Consider the following 20,856-nt stretch of genomic DNA (forward strand, 5'->3'; position numbering starts at 1 on the left):
AAACGCAGATGAGCAGCACCTGGCATATTCTCGGCGCCGGTAGCCTCGGCAGCCTCTGGGCCTGTCGCCTGGCCCGCGCGGGCAAGGCGGTCCGCCTGATCCTGCGTGACGAGCAGCGCCTGGCCGCGTACCAGGCCGCCGGCGGCCTGACCTTGCTGGAGCAGGACCTGACCAGCCACTACGCGATTCCCGCCGAAACCGACCAGGCCCACGCGCCTATCCACCGCCTACTGGTGGCCTGCAAGGCGTATGACGCCGCGCCTGCCATCGCCCGTCTGGCGCCTCGCCTGGCCGCGGGCGCCGAATTGGTGCTGCTGCAAAACGGCCTGGGCAGCCAGGATGAAGTGGCCGATCAGGTGCCTCACGCCCGGTGCATCTTCGCCTCCAGTACCGAAGGCGCCTTCCGCGAGGACGACTGGCGCGTACGCTTTGCCGGGCAAGGCTTCAACTGGCTGGGCGATCCCGTGAACCCGTCCGTGCCGCAATGGTTCGACGATCTGCACGATGCCGCCATCCCCGCCGAATGGACGGTGGATATCCTCACCCGCCTGTGGCGCAAACTGGCGCTCAATTGCGCAATCAACCCGCTGACTGTACTTCACGACTGCCACAACGGTGGTCTGCTGGCACACCTGGAGCAAGTCTCCACCCTGTGCGTCGAACTGGCCGATCTGCTGCGTCGTTGCGGCCAGCCAGAAGCCGCCGAGGGCCTGGATGAACAGGTGCAACGGGTGATTCTGGCCACCGCGGCCAACTATTCTTCCATGTACCAGGATGTTCGCCATGGCCGTCGCACCGAAGTGCACTACCTGCTTGGCCACGCCTGCCGGGCCGCTGCCCGCCATGGCCTGGAGCTGCCGCACCTGGAACAGTTGCACCAGCGCCTGGTCGATAACTTGAAGGCCCGTGGCCTGCCCAGCGACTGACGCTGGCCCTTCAACCGCACAGAGGACGCACCCTCGCCCATGACCTTGCGCCAACGCCTGGAAAATCTCCCGGTCGGGCAGAAACTGCTGGCGGCCCTGCTGGTATTGCTGGTCACCATCCTGCTGGTGGCCAACCTCACGTTCATCAGCGCCGCCTACTGGATCACCCAGGAAAGCATGGCGCCCCAAGCCCTGCAGACTATCGGCCGGCTGGTGTCCAACCCGCAGTTGTCGGCCCGCGCCGGCGACTCACCGCAAACGGCCACGGCACTGCTCAAGGAGCTCGACAGCTACACCCCGTTGCGTGCGGCGGCCTTGTACGGCAGTGACGGACGCATGCTGGCCCAACTGCAACACGGCGAGCCGCTGGCGCTGCCCAAACGCTTTCGCAACATCGATGGCTGGCGCCTGATGGAGTTTCGCAGCACCCAGCTGATCCGCCTGCCTCGCGACGGCGGCCCGCCAGCGCACCTGCTGCTGGTGGCCAGCAGCGAATTGCCCGTGGCCTTCTACACCGGCACTCTGACCGCCAGCCTGGCGATCCTGGTGTTCAGCATCCTGCTGTGGATGGTCATTGCCCGGCAAATCAAGCGCCTCATCACCCAACCGATCAACCAGCTGGAGGAGCTCAGCCGTCAGGTCACCCGCGAGGAGAGCTACGCCTTGCGCGCCCAGCGTGGCAACGACGACGAGATCGGCAGCCTGGCCGAGGCGTTCAATACCATGCTTTCGCGCATCGAGGCGCGCGAGCAGCAGCTCAAGCGCACGCGTGACGAGTTCCAGATGGCCTATGACCAAGCCCAGGGGTTGGCCGAGGAAACCCGCCATACCAACCGCAAGCTGGAGCTGGAAGTCCAGGTGCGCAGCAAGATCGAGAAAAAACTCACAGGCTTCCAGAACTACCTCAACAGCATCATCGACTCCATGCCCTCGGCCCTGATCGCCCTGGACGAGCAGCTCTACGTGACCCAATGGAACCACGAAGCGACCGTGCTCTCGGGCACGCCCCTGGATGAGGCGTTGAACCAGCCGATCTTCATTGCCTTCGAACCGCTCAAGCCGTTCCTCCCGCAGCTCAAGGAAAGCGTCGAGAAACACCGGGTGGCGAAAATCGAACGGGTCACCTGGCCCAAGGGCGAGGACCTGCGCCACTATGCCCTGACCTTCTACCCCTTGACCGGCGGCGGAGGCCGGGGGGTGGTGATTCGAATCGACGACATCACCCAGCGTCTGTCGCTCGAAGAGATGATGGTGCAATCGGAAAAAATGCTGTCGGTGGGGGGGCTGGCCGCCGGCATGGCCCATGAGATCAACAACCCGCTCGGGGCCATCCTGCACAACGTACAGAACATTCGCCGACGGCTATCGCCTGAACTGCCACGCAACCAGGAGCAGGCCGCGGAGCTGGACATCGACCTGGCGACCGTCAACCGCTACCTCGAAAGCCGCGACGTACCGCAGTTGCTCGACGGCATCCAGCAGGCCGGTGCACGGGCGGCGAAAATCGTTACCCACATGCTCAGCTTCAGCCGCCGCAGCAACCGACAACTGGTGCCCTGCGACTTGCCGGCCCTGATCGACCAGGCGGTGGAAATCGCGGGCAACGACTTCGACCTGACGGTCGGTTTCGACTTCAAAGGGCAAAACATCGTGCGCCAGTTCGACCCCGCATTGGGGCCGGTGCCCTGCACCGCCAACGAGCTGGAGCAAGTGCTGCTGAACCTGCTCAAGAATGCAGCCCAGGCCATCCATCAACGGCCACAACCAGCCGAACCTGGGCGTATCGTCCTGCGTACCCGGCTCAACCCGCCTTGGGCGGAAATCCAGGTCGAAGACAACGGCGTCGGGATGCCGGAGTCGGTGCGCAAACGCACCTTCGAACCATTCTTCACCACCAAGGAGATCGGCCAGGGCACAGGGCTTGGCCTGTCGGTTTCGTACTTCATCATCACCAACAACCACAAGGGGCAGATGGAGGTTCACTCCGCACCCGGCCAGGGCACCTGTTTCACCCTGCGCCTGCCCCTAGGTCAGCCGGCACCGATGGCGTCGGCCAACTCGGAGGCATGACATGGGCTATCGGCTGTCGAAGATCTACACCCGCACCGGCGACAAGGGCGAAACAGGCCTTGGCGACGGTCGCCGGGTACCCAAGGATCATCCGCGGATCGAGGCGATCGGCGAGGTGGACAGCCTCAACAGTCAACTGGGCGTGCTGCTCGCCGGGCTGCAGAGCGAAGGGCTGGAGGAGTTGATCGAGATTCTGGCGCCTTGTCAGCACCGGCTGTTCGACCTGGGCGGCGAATTGGCGATGCCCAGCTATCAAGCCTTGGACCAAGTCGAAGTAGAGCGGCTGGAAGCGGCCATCGATCGCTGGAACGAGGAGCTCGGCCCCCTGAAGAACTTCATCCTGCCCAGTGGTTCGGCGCTGGTGGCCCAGGCCCACGTGTGTCGAAGCCAGGCGCGCAGCGCAGAGCGTCGGTGCCAGCAGTTGAATGCCATCGAGCCGCTGGATGGGGTGGGCTTGGCGTACATCAACCGGCTGTCCGATCTGTTGTTCGTCGCAGCGCGGATCATCGGGCGTCGCCAAGGGGTCGCAGAGGTGCTGTGGCAGGCTGCGGCCAAACCGCAGGCCTGATATCGCAGCTAAACCCGCTCATACAGGGAAGGTGTTGACCGTGTACGAGCGGGTTTACCGGCCAATGACCGAGATCAGGACTGCGGCCAGAACGCCCTGATACCTGCCACGCCCTGGGCACCAGCTTCCCAGGCACGCTCACGCTCCCCGGCGCCAACCCCTCCCAGCAGGAACACCGGATGATTGATCCCCTGGATCAACCGCCCAGCCTCCTCCCAACCCAACGGGGTAGCCTCTGGATGAGTCTGGGTCGCTTGCACAGGCGACAAGGTGACGAAATCCACTCCCATCTGCTCGGCCAAGGCCAGCTCTTCAGCGTTGTGGCACGAAGCCGCCAACCAGCGCGTCTTCGGGAACGGTCGCCCATTGGCGGCGTACTTGCGCAGTTGTGCGGACGTCAGGTGCCACCCCGCCGACGGGAAGTCGCCCAGCCATTCCAGCGGTCCCTTGAGCATCAGCTGGGCCTTGCCGGCACACAGCCCGACCGCATCCACTGCCACATCACGGTATTTGGGATCGTACATGTCCGGCGCACGCAGCTGGATCAGACGGATGCCGCCTGCGATGGCCTTCTGGATGCCGCGCAGCAATTCGGGCGCCTCCAGGCCATCGGGGGTGATCAAGTACTGGTCCGGCAGTCGCGCGGCAGCAACGATCGGCTTGTTGGCCTCAGGGAACTCGTATTGCCCCAAGTCCCGTGGCGCTACCCAAGCCAGGGGCTGGCCCTCGGCGCCATGGGGTTCGCCGGTGAAGGCGTCCACCTCACGGACATCCAGCAGCACCTGTTTGTCCGGGTAGTCGTGGCTGACCTTGATAAGTGGTCGCGAGCCCGTCACCTCGATACCCAGCTCTTCGCGCAACTCACGCGCCAGCGCCACCTCGACGGCCTCACCCTCTTCCACCTTGCCGCCAGGGAACTCCCACAGGCCGCCCTGGTGCTGGGTATCGGCGCGTCGGGCAATCAGGATGCGCCCGTCTGCGCCACGAATGACCGCCGCAACAACATGAATCCGTTTCACCCTTCTCGCTCCGCCAGGCCAGCCTTCTGCCAGGCCTGGAAGGCCGGCCATTGATAAATGGTTTCAATGTAAGCGGCCGCTTCGGCCGGAACTTCGACGCGGTAGGTGCGCAGACGCACCGCCACCGGCGCGAAGAACGCATCGGCCAGGCTCGGCTTGCCGAACAGGAACGGCCCAGGCTCCTTGGCCGCCAGTCGGCACTCAGACCACAGGGCAACGATTCGGTCGATATCGACTTGCACGTCCAGCGGCATGTTCTCCAACGCTTCATCGCGAGACAGATCGAACGGCATCGTGCTGCGCAGCGCCATGAAACCACTGTGCATCTGCGCACACGCTGAACGCGCCTGGGCACGGGCAGCGATGTCCGCCGGCCACAGTTGGGCCTCGGGATGACGTTCGGCAAGGTATTCGGCAATGGCCAAGGAGTCGGCGATGACGCCGTGCTCGGTCTTGAGCAGCGGCACCTTGCCGGTAGCGGAGAATTCGAGGATACGTTTGCGGGTATCGGGCTGGTTCAGGGTGATCAGCGTCTCTTCATACGGCACGCCAGCCAGCTCAAGGGCCAGGGCACCGCGTAGCGACCAGGATGAGTACAGCTTGTCGCCGATGATCAGGTGATAGCTCATGGTTCGGCTCCATTGGATCGGAATACTAGGGACTGCTGTGCAGCGCTTCGCGGGCGAACCCGCTCCCACAACGTTTGCATATGCTGCATGGGAGCGGATTTACCCGCGAAGAGGCCATCAGGTGCGGTATTCGGCGTTGATCTTCACATACTCGTGGGACAGGTCGGTCGTCCAGATGGTTTCGCTGCATTGGCCACGACCAAGCTCGATGCGAATGGTGATTTCTTCCTGGGCCATCACCTTGGCGCCCTGGTCCTCGGTGTAGCTCGGGCTGCGGCCGCCCTTGCTGGCGATGCACACATCATCGAGGAACACGTCGATCAGGCTGACATCCAGCGCGGGCACGCCGGCACGGCCGACGGCGGCGAGGATGCGGCCCCAGTTGGGGTCGGAGGCGAACAGCGCGGTCTTGATCAGCGGCGAGTGGGCCACGGCGTAGCCGACGTCCAGGCACTCCTGGTGATTGCCACCACCGTTGACCTGAACGGTAACGAACTTGGTCGCGCCTTCACCGTCGCGAACGATGGCCTGGGCAACTTCCATGCACACCTCGAAGACAGCCTTTTTCAGGGCCTCGAACAGCGCACCGCTGGCCTGGGTGACTTCCGGCAGATCGGCCTTGCCGGTCGCGATCAACATGCAGCAGTCGTTGGTCGAGGTATCGCCGTCGATGGTGATGCGGTTGAACGACTTGTTGGCGCCATCGAGCAGAAGGTCCTTAAGCACCGCAGGAGCCACCTTGGCGTCGGTGGCGATGTAGCCGAGCATGGTGGCCATGTTCGGACGGATCATCCCGGCGCCCTTGCTGATGCCGGTCACGGTGACGGTCACGCCGTCGTGCTGGAACTGGCGGCTGGCCCCCTTGGGCAGGGTGTCGGTGGTCATGATGCCGGTGGCGGCCTCGGCCCAGTTGTTTTCCGACAGGTCATCCAGGGCAGCTTGCAGCGCGCCCTCGATCTTCTCGACCGGCAGCGGCTCGCCGATCACGCCAGTGGAAAACGGCAGCACAGCGCTGGCCTCCACGCCCGCCAGTTCCGCCAGCTTGGCACAGGTGCGCTCGGCAGCGGCCAGGCCCGGTGCGCCGGTACCTGCGTTGGCGTTGCCAGTGTTGGTCAGCAGGTAGCGCACGGTGCCCTGCACGCGCTGCTTGGACAGGATCACAGGCGCTGCGCAGAAGGCGTTGAGGGTAAACACACCGGCGACGCTGGACCCTTCGGCGCAACGCATCACCACCACGTCCTTGCGCCCAGGGCGCTTGATACCCGCCGAGGCGATGCCGAGTTCGAAACCGGGAACCGGGTGCAGGGTGGGCAAAGGACCAAGACCAACAGCCATGTAAGCGCTCCTAGAGAAACCAAAGGGGATGTGGCGATGCCGCACGATCTTAATAGCGGCCAACGCGCGGATGGAAGAGCGGGACCGCTATGCGGCCCTTTTGCGACACAAGGCCGCTATCACAAGGTTGCAGCGTTTTGGAGTCACGCGCTGCACCTGTGGTAGCGGCCTTGTGTCGCGGTGGGCTGCAAAGCAGCCCTGATCAACAGTCAGCGCCAGGGCTATCCGATCACTCGATCTGGCCGTGGCAGTGCTTGAACTTCTTGCCCGAACCGCACCAGCACGGCTCGTTGCGACCCAGCTTCTGCTCGTTGCGTACCGGCGCGGCAGCCACAGCCACCTCGGCGCCTTCCTCGGCGAGCTGCTGCTCGCTTTCCAGGCCAGGGGCAGCAGCATGCTGGAACTGCATGCGCTGAGCCAGTTCCTCGGCTTCGCGGCGCAGACGGGCCTCTTCTTCGGCCGGATCCTCGCGGCGAACCTGGACGTGGGAAAGCACGCGGATGGTATCGCGCTTGATCGACTCCAGCAGTTCCTGGAACAGGGTGAAGGATTCGCGCTTGTACTCTTGCTTCGGGTTCTTCTGCGCATAACCGCGCAGGTGGATACCGTGGCGCAGGTGGTCCATGGTCGACAGGTGGTCTTTCCACAGATCGTCCAGCACGCGCAGCAGGATCTGCTTCTCGAAGGTGCGCAGGGCCTCGATGCCAGCCTGGTCTTCCTTCTCGTTATAGGCAGTGGTGATTTCGTGGAGCAGCTTCTCGCGCAGGGTCTCTTCGTAGAGGCGCTCGTCCTCGTCGAGCCACTGCTGGATCGGCAGCTTGATGGCGAAATCACTGGCCAGCGCGGCCTCCAGGCCTGCCACGTCCCACTGCTCAGGCAGCGATTGCGGCGGGATGTGCTGGCTGATGGTGGCATCGAGCACTTCCTGGCGGAACTCGGCGATGGTGTCACCGATGTTCTCGGCGGCCAGCAAGCTGTTGCGCATGTGGTAGATCACCTTGCGCTGTTCGTTGGCCACATCGTCGTATTCGAGCAACTGCTTGCGGATGTCGAAGTTGCGACCCTCGACCTTGCGCTGGGCCTTCTCGATGGCATTGGTGACCATGCGGTGTTCGATGGCCTCGCCGGACTGCATGCCCAGCGCCTTCATGAAGTTCTTCACGCGGTCGGAGGCAAAGATACGCATCAGGCTGTCTTCAAGAGACAGGTAGAAGCGGCTCGAGCCTGGGTCGCCCTGACGACCGGCACGACCACGCAGCTGGTTGTCGATACGGCGGGACTCGTGACGCTCGGACGCGATCACGTGCAGGCCACCGGCCTCGATCACCTGCTGATGACGCTTCTGCCAGTCGGCCTTGATCTGGGCGATCTGCTCGGCGCTCGGGTTCTCAAGGGCGGCCACTTCTGCCTCCCAGTTGCCGCCCAGCAGAATGTCGGTACCACGGCCGGCCATGTTGGTGGCGATGGTCAGCGCACCTGGCGCACCGGCCTGGGCGATGATCTCGGCTTCTTTTTCGTGGTACTTGGCGTTGAGCACCTTGTGGTCGATACCTTCTTTTTTCAGAAGGTTGGACATGTGCTCGGAGGTCTCGATGGTGGCGGTACCGACCAGCACCGGACGCCCCTGCTTCATGCTTTCCTTGATGTCGGCGATGATCGCCGCGTACTTCTCGTCGGCAGTCAGGTACACCAGGTCGTTGAAGTCCTTGCGCGCCAACGGCTTGTTCGGCGGAATGACCATCACGTTGAGGTTGTAGATCTGGGCGAACTCGAAGGCCTCGGTGTCAGCGGTGCCGGTCATACCGGACAGCTTGGTGTAGAGGCGGAAGTAGTTCTGGAAGGTGGTCGAAGCCAGGGTCTGGCTCTCGGCCTGGATGTTCAGGTTTTCCTTCGCTTCGATGGCCTGGTGCAGGCCTTCGGAGAGACGGCGGCCCGGCATGGTACGACCGGTGTGCTCGTCGATCAGCAGGACCTGGCCGTCCTGGACGATGTACTCGACGTTGCGATGGAACAGTTTGTGGGCGCGCAGACCGGCATAGACGTGGGTCAGCAGGCCCAGGTTGTGCGCCGAGTAGAGGCTCTCGCCCTCGGCCAGCAGGCCGGCCTGGGTCAGCATCTCCTCGATGAACTGGTGACCGGCTTCGTTGAGCTCCACCTGACGGCTCTTTTCGTCGATGGTGAAGTGGCCTTCCTGGGTGACCTGGCCTTCGACTTCCTCGATGTGCTGCTTCAGGCGCGGGATCAGGCGGTTGATCTCGATGTACAGCTTGGAGCTGTCCTCGGCCTGGCCGGAGATGATCAGCGGCGTACGGGCTTCGTCGATGAGGATCGAGTCGACTTCGTCGATCACGGCGAAGTTCAGCTCACGCTGGAACTTCTCTTCCAGGCTGAACGCCATGTTGTCGCGCAGGTAATCGAAACCGAATTCGTTGTTGGTGCCGTAGGTGATGTCCGCGGCGTAGGCAGCGCGCTTTTCTTCCGGCGGCTGGAAAGCCGACACGATGCCCACGGACAGACCGAGGAACTCGTACAGCGGGCGCATCCAGTTGGCATCGCGGCGGGCGAGGTAGTCGTTGACGGTCACCACGTGCACGCCCTTGCCGGACAGCGCGTTGAGATAGACCGCCAGGGTACCGACCAAGGTCTTGCCTTCACCGGTACGCATTTCTGCGATCATGCCTTCGTGCAGGGTCATACCGCCGATCAGCTGCACGTCGAAGTGACGCATGCCCATGACACGCTTGCCGGCCTCGCGGGCCACGGCGAAGGCTTCCGGCAGCAGTTGGTCGAGGGTCTCGCCTTTGGCCAGGCGCTCCTTGAACTCTGCGGTCTTGCTCCGCAGCTGCTCGTCGGAGAGGGCCACCATCTTCTCTTCGAAGGCATTGACGATGTTCACCGTCTTGAGCATGCGTTTGACTTCACGCTCGTTCTTGCTTCCAAAAAGTTTTTTTAACAAAGGCGCAAACATATCGGCAGGATCTTCCACACGTAGGGATGGAGGGCGGCCCCATGAGTCGCCCGTGCAGCCCTGAGGCCGCATGCGAACGAGCATTCTACCCGGAAACGATGGTGAGGAAAGTGGTGGATTTCCACGATGCTGGCACAGCGCTTTGGCGGGGGCCCTCCTAACATAAGGCCTTTTCGAACAAGTTCAAGGTGCTGGAAGATGAAACGTCTCAGGGACATTTCCCAAAGAGATCATGGGGTTGCCGCCCTTGCAGGTCAGCCTGCCCTCTCAATTGAGCTATAAAAACCGCCACAGCGGGAGTGTCCTGCGGTCAGTCCAGCGCCATGGCTTCTGTTAAGATGGCCAATCTGTAACCACCTGCGTACCCCCATGGCCTACAAGCCCTCCCCCGCCCAGCCTCCGGCCGCGCTGTTGCGTCAGGCCAGGCCACTGCGCCTGCTGCTCAACCAGGCCGAGCGCTTGGCCCATTTGCAGCGTCTGCTGGAAAGCCAGCTGCAACCGGCCGCTCGCGAGCATTGCCATGTGGCGTCCTGGCGAGATGGCACCTTGCTGCTGGTGGTGACGGACGGTCACTGGGCTACGCGTCTGCGCTATCAGCAGAAGCGCCTGCAACGCCAGCTTCAGGCACTGGAGGCATTCGGCAATTTGCAGCGCATCTTGTTCAAGGTGCAACCCCCGCTGGTGCCGGCCAAACGGGATGGCCAAGGTGTGGAGCTGTCCTGCAAGGCCGCCGAGAGTATCCGCGATTCGGCCGAGGGCATCGCCGACCCCAAGCTGCGGGCAGCCCTGGAACGGCTGGCAGCGCATGCCCAAGGCAAGGAAAAGGGCTGAAAACGCCCCATAAAAAAGGCCACCCGAAGGTGGCCTCAATGAACTAGAGAGTGTTCGAACTTACACGGCCGCAACAGGGCGCATGTAGGAGATCGGTGCCGTGCTGGCATCTTCGAAAGTGACCACTTCCCAGGCGTCCTTCTCAGCGATGAGCTTGCGCAGCAACTGGTTGTTCAGCGCGTGTCCGGACTTGTAGCCCTTGAACTCGCCGATCAGGCTGTTGCCCAGCAGGTAGAGATCGCCGATGGCATCGAGGATCTTGTGCTTGACGAATTCGTCTTCGTAACGAAGGCCGTCTTCGTTGAGCACGCCGTCCTCATCGACCACGATGGCGTTTTCCACACTGCCGCCCAACGCAAGGTTGTGCTTGCGCAGGTACTCGATGTCACGCATGAAACCGAAGGTACGGGCGCGGCTGACTTCCTTCACGAACGACGTGCTGGAGAAGTCGACACTGGCGCTCTGGGTCCGGTTGCGCAGTACCGGATGATCGAAGTCGATCTCAAAGCTCACCTTGAACCCGTCGAAAGGCAGGAAGGTGGCGCGTTTGTCGCCCTCCTCCACCGTCACTTCGCGCAGGATGCGGATGAACTTCTTGGCGGCGTCCTGTTCTTCCAGGCCGGCGGATTGAATCAGGAATACGAAGGGGCCCGCGCTGCCATCCATGATCGGTACTTCCGAGGCGGAGAGCTCGACGTAGGCGTTATCGATGCCCAGGCCCGCCATGGCGGAGAGCAGGTGCTCGACCGTATCGACCTTTACGTCACCGTTGACCAGCGTCGTCGACATGGTTGTCTCGCCGACGTTGGCCGCACGGGCCGGGATCTCGACGACGGGGTCGAGGTCGGCACGGCGGAAGACGATGCCGGTGTCCACAGGCGCTGGCTTGAGGGTCAGGTAGACCTTCTCCCCGGAGTGCAGGCCGACACCTGTGGCACGGATGGTATTCTTCAGGGTGCGTTGTCTAATCATGGCTTTGGCCGCTTCAGCGCAAATTGCGAACAGGTATCAACAAAGGCTGGGGATGATAACAGACCCGGCCTTTGCTGAACACCAATCACCCCTATACCCCTGATAAATTCCATTAATCGGCCTGGCGACGCAGGAACGCCGGGATGTCGAGGTAGTCCAGATCATCCTGTGGGTTGAGTTTAGCCGCTGCTGCGGCACCTCCGTGGGCCTGGTTGCGCATCACGGTCGGACGCTCCAGGTCGCGGTAATTGACGGCAGGCTGCTCCTGACGCACCGGTGCAGGGTTGGACGCCTCGTAGGCGGCGGCCGCGCTCTGCAGAGTGTTGTCGACGACTTTGACCGGTTTCTCGATACGTGCGCCCAGACCAGTGGCAACCACGGTCACGTGCAGCTCGTCGCGCATATCCGGATCGATCACGGTGCCGACCTTGACCATGGCATGGTCGGAGGCGAAGGCTTCGATGATGCTACCGACGTCGGAGTACTCGCCCAGGGACAGGTCCGGACCTGCGGTGATGTTCACCAGGATGCCGCGGGCGCCCTGCAGGTTGACGTCTTCGAGCAGCGGGTTGCGGATCGCCGCCTCGGTGGCTTCGCGGGCACGGTTCGGACCGCTGGCGCAGCCGGTACCCATCATTGCCATGCCCATCTCACCCATTACGGTGCGCACGTCGGCGAAGTCGACGTTGATCATGCCCGGACGCTTGATGATGTCGGAGATACCACGCACGGCGCCAGCCAGTACGTCATCGGCCTTGGCGAAGGCCGACAGCAGGCTTGCATCCTTGCCCAGGATGGTCAGCAGCTTCTCGTTGGGGATGGTGATCAACGAGTCGACGCTTTCGGCCAGCATGCGGATGCCCTCGTCGGCGATCTGCATGCGCTTGCGACCTTCGAACGGGAACGGACGGGTCACCACCGCAACGGTGAGGATGCCCATTTCCTTGGCCACTTCGGCGATGATCGGCGCAGCACCGGTACCGGTACCGCCGCCCATGCCAGTGGTGATGAAGACCATGTTGGTGCCCTGCAGCACCTCAGCGATACGCTCACGGTCTTCCAGCGCGGCCTGACGGCCGACTTCCGGATTGGCACCGGCACCCAGGCCCTTGGTGACACCGGTACCCAGCTGCAGGATGGTGCGCGCGCCGATGTTCTTCAGCGCCTGGGCATCGGTGTTGGCGCAGATGAACTCGACGCCTTCGATGTTGCTTTTGACCATGTGGTTGACGGCGTTGCCACCACCACCACCGACACCGATCACTTTGATGACCGGACTTTGCGGGACGTTGTCTACGAGCTCGAACATTTTCCCTCTCCTTAACTGTTCTCTAGTTTTTGCGCCTACCACTACTGCTTTGAAACTTAGAAGTTGCCCTGGACCCAACGCTTGAATCGTTCAAGCACCGGAGCCTTCGGTTCATCGCCATAGCTGTTGTTGCTGCTGTTGCCGGTCAGGGGCAGGTCCTCGGTCTGCTTTTGCAGGCCGTAGGTGAGCAAGCCCACGCCGGTGGAATAGATCGGGTTGCGCACGACATCGCTGAGCCCCCGAACGCTGTGCGGTACGCCAAGGCGCACCGGCATGTGGAAGATTTCCTCGGCCAGTTCCACAGCGCCTTCCATCTTGGAGGTGCCGCCGGTCAGGACGATGCCGGCCGGCACCAGATCCTCGTAGCCGCTGCGACGTAGCTCGGCCTGGATCAAGGTGAAGAGCTCGTCGTAACGGGGCTCCACCACCTCGGCCAAGGCCTGGCGCGACAGCTCGCGCGGTGGGCGGTCGCCCACGCTCGGCACCTTGATGGTCTCGCCAGCGCCGGCCAGCTTGGCCAAGGCACAGGCGTAGCGGATCTTGATTTCCTCGGCGTACTGGGTCGGGGTCCGCAGGGCCATGGCGATATCGTTGGTCACCTGGTCGCCCGCGATCGGGATCACCGCGGTGTGGCGGATGGCACCCTCGGTGAAGATGGCGATGTCGGTGGTACCACCACCGATGTCCACCAGGCACACGCCCAGTTCCTTCTCGTCATCGGTCAGCACCGAATAGGCCGACGCCAGTTGTTCGAGGATGATGTCGTCGATTTCCAGACCACAGCGGCGCACGCACTTTTCGATGTTCTGGGCGGCGTTGACTGCGCAGGTGACCACGTGGACCTTGGCTTCCAGACGCACACCGGACATGCCCAGAGGCTCGCGCACGCCTTCCTGGTTGTCGATCACGTAGTCCTGCGGCAGGGTGTGCAGCACCCGCTGGTCTGCCGGGATGGCCACGGCCTGGGCGGCGTCCAGTACGCGCTCGAGGTCAGCGGTGCTGACTTCGCGATCGCGAATCGCGACGATGCCGTGGGAGTTGAGGCTGCGAATGTGATTACCGGCGACGCCGACGAACGCCGAGTGAATGCGGCAGCCGGCCATCAGCTGCGCCTCTTCCACCGCGCGCTGGATCGACTGCACGGTGGACTCGATGTTCACCACCACGCCTTTCTTCAGGCCGCGGGAGGGATGGGTACCGATGCCCACGATTTCCAGTGTGCCGTCAGCGGCTACCTCACCCACCAGCGCCACCACCTTGGAGGTGCCGATGTCCAGCCCGACGATCATTTTGCCGCTATGCGCGTTTGCCATGGTCCTGCCTCTCTCTAATTCTTCGCAACGGCGGGTTGGGCCGTCGTCGGTGCAATCGGTTCCCGCCAGCCAACGGCAAGCCCGTTGGCGTACCGCAGATCAACGCGGGCGATGTTGGTGATCTGCTCTTTGAGTGTCTTGTCGTAAATGGCAATGAAACGGCGCATCTTCTCCACCAGATGGTCGCGCCCCAGCAGCAGCTCGATCCCAGGCCCGGCGCTACCCGCGCCGGTGGTGAGGAACCAACTGCCTCGCTCGCGCAGCTCCAGGCGAGCGATGGAAAAGCCCAGGGGGCGCAGCATCTGGCTCAATACTTGATACTGCTGCATGACTTGTTGCTGAGCGCGCTGCGGCCCGAACAGCTGCGGCAGGTGCTCGTAGTTGGCCAGTTCGCGCGGGGTGAAGGCCTGGCCCTGGTTGTTGAGCAAGGCTTCGTCGCCCCAGCGCGCCACCGGCAACTGTTCTTCCAGGCGGATCACCACCTCGTCCGGCCATACCCGGCGGACTTCGGCATGGGCGATCCATGGCATCTGTTCGAGCTCCAGGCGCATCGCCGTCAGGTCGACACTGAAGAAGCTTGCGGCCACGTACGGCGCGATCCGCTGCTGCACTGCCTGCTGACTGATGTAGCTCAGGTCGCCCTGCACGGCGATCTTGGTGATCGGCCGGTCGGCATACGGCATCAGGCGCACGGCGCCTTCATAGGCCCCGAAGCCTGCAGCGACCAGCAACACCGGCCACAGCAAGCGTTTGAGGCCGCCCAGGCTGGGCCGCGGCAGGCGCGCCGATACGGGCTCGTCGGCCACCAGTCGGCTGGCACCACGCGGCACCGGCTTGCTACGGCCGGTAACGGGTTGCTGCTGACGTATCATCGCGCCGTGCATGGCTCTTAACCTCGCGTCGCTACGCTTTCGGCCAGGATCGCCAGCACCAGTTGCTGGAAGTCCAGACCGGCCGCGCGGGCCGCCATCGGCACCAGGCTATGGTCGGTCATGCCGGGTGCGGTGTTGACTTCGAGCAGCCAGAACCGGCCCTGCTCGTCCTGCATCACGTCCAGACGCCCCCAGCCTTCGATGCCAATGGCATCGCAGGCGCGTGCGGTCAGTTCGATCAGTTCCTGTTCCTTGGCGTTGTCCAGGCCGCACGGGATGCGGTATTGGGTATCGTTGGCCAGGTACTTGGCGTCGTAGTCGTAGAACACGTGCGGCGTGCCCAAGGCAATCGGAGGCAGCACCTGACCGCGCAGCACGGCCACGGTGAACTCCGGACCATGGATCCACTGCTCGACCAGCACCTGGGAGTCGTAGCGGGCGGCATCGCGCCAGGCAGCGACCAGCTCCTGCTCGTTGTTCACCTTGGCCATGCCGATACTGGAACCTTCATGGGCCGGTTTGACGATCAACGGGAAGCCCAGTTCCTTACCGGCCTCGACACAATCGTGCTCGCTGCCCAGCACGGCATGGCGCGGGGTCGGAATGCCCAGGCTCTGCCAGACCTGCTTGGTGCGCAGTTTGTCCATCGCCAGCGCAGACGCCAGGATGCCGCTGCCGGTGTAGGGAATGTCCAGGCACTCCAGCAGGCCCTGCATGCTGCCATCTTCTCCCCCACGGCCATGGAGAATGATGAAGGCGCGGTCGATCTTCTCGCTCTGCAGGCGTGCCAGCAGGTCATCGCCCACATCGATGCCGACCACGTCGACACCGGCGCTGGTCAGCGCTTCGAGCACCGCCTTGCCGGACTTGAGCGACACCTCGCGCTCGGCGCTCTTGCCGCCGTACAGCACAGCGACGCGACCGAAGGCTTTTACGTCCAGGGTCGAGTGCAATTGGTCGTAGGCGCTGCTCATTTCGACTTCTCCTGGCTGGCGACGGCGCCAGCGAACAGCGGGCTCTTGATCAGTTGCGGGGCCAGGCCGCCGATGTCACCGGCGCCTTGGCACAGCAGGATGTCGCCGGCGCGCAGCAATGGTTTGACCAGCGGCGCAAGATCGACACCCCGTTCGATGTAGATCGGGTCCAGTTGGCCGCGCTGACGGATGCTGTGGCACAGCTGGCGACTGTCGGCCCCCGGGATCGGCTCCTCGCCGGCCGGGTAGACCTCCATCAGCAGCAATACGTTGGCGTCGGCCAGTACCTGTACAAAGTCGTCGTACAGGTCGCGGGTGCGGCTGTAGCGGTGCGGCTGATAGACCATCACCAGACGCCGGCTCGGCCAACCGCCACGCACGGCCTTGATTACCGCGGCCACTTCGGTCGGGTGGTGTCCGTAGTCGTCGACCAGCATCACGCTGCCGCCTTCGACCGGCAGCTCGCCGTACACCTGGAAACGCCGGCCCACGCCCTGGAAGCCGGACAGGCCCTGGACGATGGCGTCGTCGCTGATGCCTTCGTCGGTGGCGATGGCAATGGTGGCCAGGGCATTGAGCACGTTGTGGTTGCCCGGCATGTTGACCGAAACCTCCAATGGCTCGCAGTCGCGGCGCAACACGGTGAAGTGGGTCTGCATGCCTTCCTGGCGAACGTTGATGGCGCGCACGTCAGCTTCTTCGCTGAAGCCGTAGGTGACGGTCGGACGCTTGACCTGTGGCAGGATCTCGCGCACCACCGGATCGTCCAGGCACATCACGGCCAGACCGTAGAACGGCAGGTTGTGCAGGAACTCGACGAAGGTTTTCTTCAGTTTGTTGAAGTCGCCTTCGTAGGTGGCCATGTGGTCGGCATCGATGTTGGTGACGACCGCGACCATCGGTTGCAGGTGCAGGAAGCTGGCGTCGCTCTCATCGGCCTCGGCGATCAGGTAGCGGCTGGTGCCGAGCTGGGCGTTGGTGCCGGCTGCGGTCAGGCGCCCACCGATGACGAAGGTCGGATCCAGGCCGCCGGCGGCGAACACCGATGCCAGCAGGCTGGTGGTGGTGGTCTTGCCATGGGTACCGGCCACGGCGATGCCATGACGGTAGCGCATCAGCTCGGCGAGCATTTCGGCGCGCGGCACCACAGGAATGCGCCGCTCGAGGGCGGTGGCGACTTCCGGGTTGGCCGGATTGATGGCGCTGGACACCACCAGTACATCAGCGTTGGCGGCGTTCTCGGCACGGTGGCCGACGAAAATCTCGGCGCCGAACGACTCCAGGCGCTCGGTGACCGGGGACGCTTTGAGGTCCGAACCGGACACCTGGTAGCCCAGGTTCAGCAGCACTTCGGCGATGCCGCACATGCCCACGCCGCCGACACCGACGAAGTGGATGCGACGGATGCGGCCCATTTTCGGCTGGGGCATGGCTTTCTGGCTCTCAACCATGGGCCACCTCCAGGCAGATATCGACCACGGTGCTGGTTGCGGCAGGTTTGGCCAGGCGCCGTGCGGTGCTGGCCATGGTGTTGAGTTTCTCGGGTTGCATCAGCACCTCGTTCAGGCGTTCAGCGAGCTGCGCTGCGCCAGTTGTCGCTTGTGGCATCAGGAAGGCAGCGCCTTCACGAGCCAGGTATTGGGCGTTGTGGGTCTGGTGGTCGTCGATGGCGTGGGGCAAAGGCACCAGCACCGAGGGCAGGCCTGCCGCAGCCAGTTCGCTGACGGTCAGGGCACCCGCCCGGCATACCACCATGTCAGCCCAGCCATAGGCATGGGCCATGTCCTTGATGAAGGGCTCTACCTGAGCCTCGACCCCCGCCTCGCGATAACGCTCGGCGGTGATCGGCGCGTGTTGCTTGCCGGCCTGATGGAACACCTCGGGGCGCAGGCTCGCAGGCACTTCCGACAGGGCCTTAGGCAGCAATTTGTTCAATGGTTCCGCACCCAGGCTGCCACCGAGCACCAACAGGCGTGCGCGGCGCTCGGCCAACGGGGCGCGTGGTGCCTCCAGGAACAGCTCCGGGCGCACCGGATTGCCGGTAGTGCGGCGCTTGCCGCTGGCCTGGAACGTGTCCGGGAAAGCTTCGCAGACTCGCGCCGACAGCGGCACCAGCAGCCGATTGGCGGTACCGGCGCGGGCGTTCTGCTCATGGATGACCAGCGGCACACCACACAGCCGCGCGGCAACACCGCCCGGGCCGGTCACGTAGCCGCCAAAGCCCAGCACGCAGACCGGCTTGAGCTGACGGATGATACGTCGCGCCTGGAGCACCGCCTTGACCAGCGTGAACGGCGCCTTGAGCAGCGAAAGCTTGCCTTTGCCGCGCAGGCCGCTGACCTGGATCAGGTGCAGGGGCAGACCTGCCTGGGGCACGAGTTCGTTCTCGATACCGCGCGGGGTACCCAGCCAATGCACGCTGTAGCCACGGGCCTGGAATTCACGGGCGCAGGCCAGGGCCGGGAAGACATGCCCCCCGGTGCCACCGGCCATGATCAGAACGTTTTTGCCGTCAGCGGCCATGGTAGGTCTCCTCGGCAAAATCGCTTTCCTTGAACTCGTGCTCCTCGCTGCCCAGGTGCGTGCGGCTTTCCCACTCGATGCGCAGCAGCAATCCCACGCAGGCACAGCAGATCACCAGCGAACTGCCGCCGTAGCTGAGGAACGGCAGGGTCAGGCCTTTGGTCGGTAGCAGGCCGACGTTCACGCCGATGTTGATCAGGAACTGGCCGATCCACAGGAACGCCAGGCCGAACGCCATGTAGGCGGCAAAGAACTGCTTGGCCTTTTCCGCCCACAGGCCAATGTACAGGGCCCGCACGGTGACGAAGACGAACAGCGCCACGGTGCACAGCGAGCCGACCACGCCCAGTTCCTCGGCCAGGACCGAGAACACGAAGTCGGTGTGCGCTTCAGGCAGGTAGAACTGCTTCTGCACGCTGTTGCCCAGGCCCACGCCCAGCCATTCGCCACGCCCGAAGGCAATCAGTGCCTGGGTCAGCTGGTAGCCGGAGCCGAACTGGTCGGCCCAGGGGTCGGTGAAGGTGATCAGACGCGCCATCCGGTAGGGCTGGGCCTGGACCAGAATGAACACCGCCACCACCGCCAGCACCACCATCAAGCTGAAGCGGAACAACCCCACCCCGCCGAGGAACAACATGGCTGCGGCTGCGCCCATCATCACGACGGTGGCGCCGAAGTCCGGTTCCATCAGCAGCAGGCCGGCCATGGGCAGCAGGACGATGAAGGGTTTGAAGAAGCCCATCCAGCTCTCACGGACTTCCTGCTGGCGGCGTACCAGGTAGCCGGCCAGGTAGATGACCACGAAAACCTTGGCAATCTCGGAGGGTTGGACGTTGAAGAAGCTGAAGCCGATCCAGCGCATGGAACCGTTCACTTCCCGGCCAATGCCTGGCACCAATACCAGGAACAGCAAGCCAAAGGCACCGACCAGCATCATGAAGCCCATGCGCTGCCAGGTGGCGATCGGCACCATCATGGTCGCGCCACAGGCGACCAGGCCCAGGGCCACGTACACCAGATGGCGGAACATGTGATACAGCGGGTTGCCCGACTGCACTGCGGCCACTTCCGAGGAGGCCGAGGTGATCATCACCAGGCCCAGGCCCAGCAGCGCCAGACAACCGGCGAGGAAGGCGAAGTCCAGGTCGATGCCGCGGCCGCTGATCAGCGGCGATGGATAAGGCTTGAGGATGCCGAAGATCATGCCAGCCCCTCCGCTGCCCGGGCGAACAGACGTCCGCGCTCTTCGAAGTTCTTGAACATGTCGAGGCTGGCGCAGGCCGGCGACAAGAGCACGGCATCGCCTGGCTCGGCCAGCTCGGCGCATTGCTGCACGGCTTCATCCAGGGTCTTGACCCGAACCTGGTGCACGCCCTCGCCCAGCGACTGGGCCAAGCGCTCGGCATCCCGCCCCAGCAGGACCACGGCGCGGCAGAAACGCGCCACCGGCTCACGCAATGCCGAGAAGTCCGCTCCCTTACCGTCGCCACCGGCGATGAGCACCAGTTTGCCGTCGATATCCGCTCCCAGACCTTCGATCGCCGCCAGGGCAGCACCGACGTTGGTGGCCTTGGAGTCGTCGTACCAGTTGACACCGTTGCGCTCACGCACCCATTGGCAACGGTGGGCGAGCCCGGTGAACTCACGCAGCGCTTCGAGCATCGGCGCGAACGGCAGGCCCACGGCATGACCCAGGGCCAGGGCGGCCAGGGCGTTGCTCTGATTGTGGGCACCGCGGATCTTCAGTTCACGCACCGGCATGAGGGTCTGGAATTCGAAGGCCAGGTACTTCTCGCCGTCCACTTCACGCAGGCCGAAAGCCTTGAAGTCTGGAACGTTCAAGCCAAAGGTCCAGCACGGGCGGCCCTCGACCGGCAACGGCCGGCTCAAGGCATCCTGGCGGTTGACCACCACCTGGCGAGCGCCACGGAAGATCCGGTGCTTGGCCAGGTGATAGGCCGGCAGGCCGCTGTAGCGGTCCATGTGGTCTTCGCTGATGTTCAGCACAGTGGCCACTTCAGCGTTGAGCTGGTCGGTGGTCTCCAGCTGGAAGCTGGAAAGCTCCAGAACATACAGTTCCACCGTGTCATCCAGCAGATCCAGCGCTGGCGTACCCAGGTTGCCGCCCACCGCCACACGCTTGCCCGCCTTGGCGGCCATTTCGCCGACCAGGGTGGTCACGGTGCTTTTGGCATTGGAGCCGCTGATCGCCACGATGGGCGCCTTGGCATGACGCGCGAACAACTCGATGTCGCCGGACAGCGTCACGCCGCGGGCCGCAGCCTGCTGCAGGGCCGGGGTGGCCAGGGCCAGGCCAGGGCTGACATAGAGTTCGTTGGCGCGGCACAGGAAGTCCACGTCCAGCTCGCCACAGCGCACTTCCACCTGCGGATATTCACGACGCAGGGTTTCCAGTTCCGGCGGCTGCTCGCGGGTATCGGCGACCGCAAAGGCAATGCCCCGGCTCGCCAGGAAGCGAACCAGGGACATGCCGCTCTTGCCGAGGCCGACAACGATGCGGAATTGGTCGGAAGCGATCAATGACAC

Annotated in this window: 17 protein-coding genes; 4 read left to right on the forward strand and 13 right to left on the reverse strand. The window is 63.7% G+C overall.

All coding sequences use genetic code 11. The features are described from left to right. Positions 1 to 8: 8 nt before the first annotated feature. The 3 genes from AB1N67_RS20160 to AB1N67_RS20170 are packed head-to-tail and all read left to right on the forward strand — an operon-like array spanning position 9 to position 3,564. Complete coding sequence (locus AB1N67_RS20160; RefSeq protein WP_090344903.1) at positions 9 to 926, forward strand: putative 2-dehydropantoate 2-reductase; 918 nt, start codon at positions 9 to 11, stop codon at positions 924 to 926. A 39-nt stretch (positions 927 to 965) separates the two neighbouring features. Further along, positions 966 to 2,996, forward strand: coding sequence for an ATP-binding protein (locus tag AB1N67_RS20165; protein ID WP_043207541.1), 2,031 nt, complete (start codon positions 966 to 968; stop codon positions 2,994 to 2,996). Position 2,997: 1 nt separating this feature from the next. After that, a complete protein-coding gene (locus tag AB1N67_RS20170) occupies positions 2,998 to 3,564 on the forward strand; it encodes a cob(I)yrinic acid a,c-diamide adenosyltransferase (protein WP_043207538.1) in 567 nt (188 codons plus the stop codon). 74 nt (positions 3,565 to 3,638) lie between these two features. Here the strand turns inward: AB1N67_RS20170 and AB1N67_RS20175 are convergent, their stop codons facing one another. From AB1N67_RS20175 to secA, 4 genes are all read right to left on the reverse strand, one after another. Beyond that, on the reverse strand, positions 3,639 to 4,583 hold the full coding sequence (locus tag AB1N67_RS20175) for a Nudix family hydrolase (RefSeq protein ID WP_182816336.1): 945 nt from the start codon (positions 4,581 to 4,583) through the stop codon (positions 3,639 to 3,641). After that, positions 4,580 to 5,212, reverse strand: coding sequence for a glutathione S-transferase family protein (locus AB1N67_RS20180; RefSeq protein WP_043207534.1), 633 nt, complete (start codon positions 5,210 to 5,212; stop codon positions 4,580 to 4,582). Before AB1N67_RS20180 ends, AB1N67_RS20175 begins: the two co-directional genes overlap by 4 nt. 117 nt (positions 5,213 to 5,329) lie before the next feature. After that, positions 5,330 to 6,547 (reverse strand): bifunctional glutamate N-acetyltransferase/amino-acid acetyltransferase ArgJ, encoded by a 1,218-nt coding sequence (argJ, locus tag AB1N67_RS20185; protein WP_043207533.1) that lies wholly within the window; start codon positions 6,545 to 6,547, stop codon positions 5,330 to 5,332. A gap of 229 nt (positions 6,548 to 6,776) precedes the next feature. Beyond that, the gene (secA, locus tag AB1N67_RS20190) at positions 6,777 to 9,515 is read right to left on the reverse strand and encodes a preprotein translocase subunit SecA (RefSeq protein WP_043207530.1); all 2,739 of its coding nucleotides are present in this window, start codon (positions 9,513 to 9,515) and stop codon (positions 6,777 to 6,779) included. A 369-nt stretch (positions 9,516 to 9,884) separates the two neighbouring features. On the opposite strand from secA, the gene AB1N67_RS20195 reads away from it, so the two are divergent. Next, entirely contained in the window at positions 9,885 to 10,346 is a 462-nt protein-coding gene (locus tag AB1N67_RS20195) for a DUF721 domain-containing protein (protein ID WP_043207527.1), read from the forward strand. Between the two features lie 60 nt (positions 10,347 to 10,406). Here the strand turns inward: AB1N67_RS20195 and lpxC are convergent, their stop codons facing one another. From lpxC to murD, 9 genes are all read right to left on the reverse strand, one after another. Continuing rightward, positions 10,407 to 11,318 carry a UDP-3-O-acyl-N-acetylglucosamine deacetylase gene (gene lpxC, locus AB1N67_RS20200; protein ID WP_070092350.1) on the reverse strand — a complete coding sequence of 304 codons (912 nt, stop codon included), beginning with the start codon at positions 11,316 to 11,318 and terminating at the stop codon, positions 10,407 to 10,409. A gap of 112 nt (positions 11,319 to 11,430) precedes the next feature. Continuing rightward, positions 11,431 to 12,627 (reverse strand): cell division protein FtsZ, encoded by a 1,197-nt coding sequence (ftsZ, locus tag AB1N67_RS20205; RefSeq protein ID WP_043207523.1) that lies wholly within the window; start codon positions 12,625 to 12,627, stop codon positions 11,431 to 11,433. A 56-nt stretch (positions 12,628 to 12,683) separates the two neighbouring features. Continuing rightward, positions 12,684 to 13,940 (reverse strand): cell division protein FtsA, encoded by a 1,257-nt coding sequence (gene ftsA / locus AB1N67_RS20210; RefSeq protein WP_043207521.1) that lies wholly within the window; start codon positions 13,938 to 13,940, stop codon positions 12,684 to 12,686. Between the two features lie 14 nt (positions 13,941 to 13,954). Beyond that, positions 13,955 to 14,824 carry a cell division protein FtsQ/DivIB gene (locus tag AB1N67_RS20215; protein ID WP_043207518.1) on the reverse strand — a complete coding sequence of 290 codons (870 nt, stop codon included), beginning with the start codon at positions 14,822 to 14,824 and terminating at the stop codon, positions 13,955 to 13,957. Between the two features lie 5 nt (positions 14,825 to 14,829). After that, complete coding sequence (locus AB1N67_RS20220; protein ID WP_043207514.1) at positions 14,830 to 15,786, reverse strand: D-alanine--D-alanine ligase; 957 nt, start codon at positions 15,784 to 15,786, stop codon at positions 14,830 to 14,832. Beyond that, complete coding sequence (gene murC, locus AB1N67_RS20225) at positions 15,783 to 17,237, reverse strand: UDP-N-acetylmuramate--L-alanine ligase (RefSeq protein WP_102081629.1); 1,455 nt, start codon at positions 17,235 to 17,237, stop codon at positions 15,783 to 15,785. The genes AB1N67_RS20220 and murC overlap by 4 nt, the downstream gene beginning before the upstream one ends. After that, positions 17,230 to 18,309: an undecaprenyldiphospho-muramoylpentapeptide beta-N-acetylglucosaminyltransferase gene (gene murG / locus AB1N67_RS20230; RefSeq protein WP_043207510.1), complete on the reverse strand. Its 1,080-nt coding sequence runs from the start codon at positions 18,307 to 18,309 to the stop codon at positions 17,230 to 17,232. Before murG ends, murC begins: the two co-directional genes overlap by 8 nt. Next, positions 18,299 to 19,510: a putative lipid II flippase FtsW gene (gene ftsW / locus AB1N67_RS20235; protein WP_177343705.1), complete on the reverse strand. Its 1,212-nt coding sequence runs from the start codon at positions 19,508 to 19,510 to the stop codon at positions 18,299 to 18,301. The genes murG and ftsW overlap by 11 nt, the downstream gene beginning before the upstream one ends. Then, entirely contained in the window at positions 19,510 to 20,856 is a 1,347-nt protein-coding gene (gene murD / locus AB1N67_RS20240) for a UDP-N-acetylmuramoyl-L-alanine--D-glutamate ligase (RefSeq protein WP_043207556.1), read from the reverse strand. The genes ftsW and murD overlap by 1 nt, the downstream gene beginning before the upstream one ends.

Origin of the sequence: Pseudomonas guariconensis (assembly GCF_040822035.1) — a bacterium.
In the GTDB taxonomy this organism is placed as follows: Bacteria; Pseudomonadota; Gammaproteobacteria; order Pseudomonadales; family Pseudomonadaceae; genus Aquipseudomonas; species Aquipseudomonas guariconensis.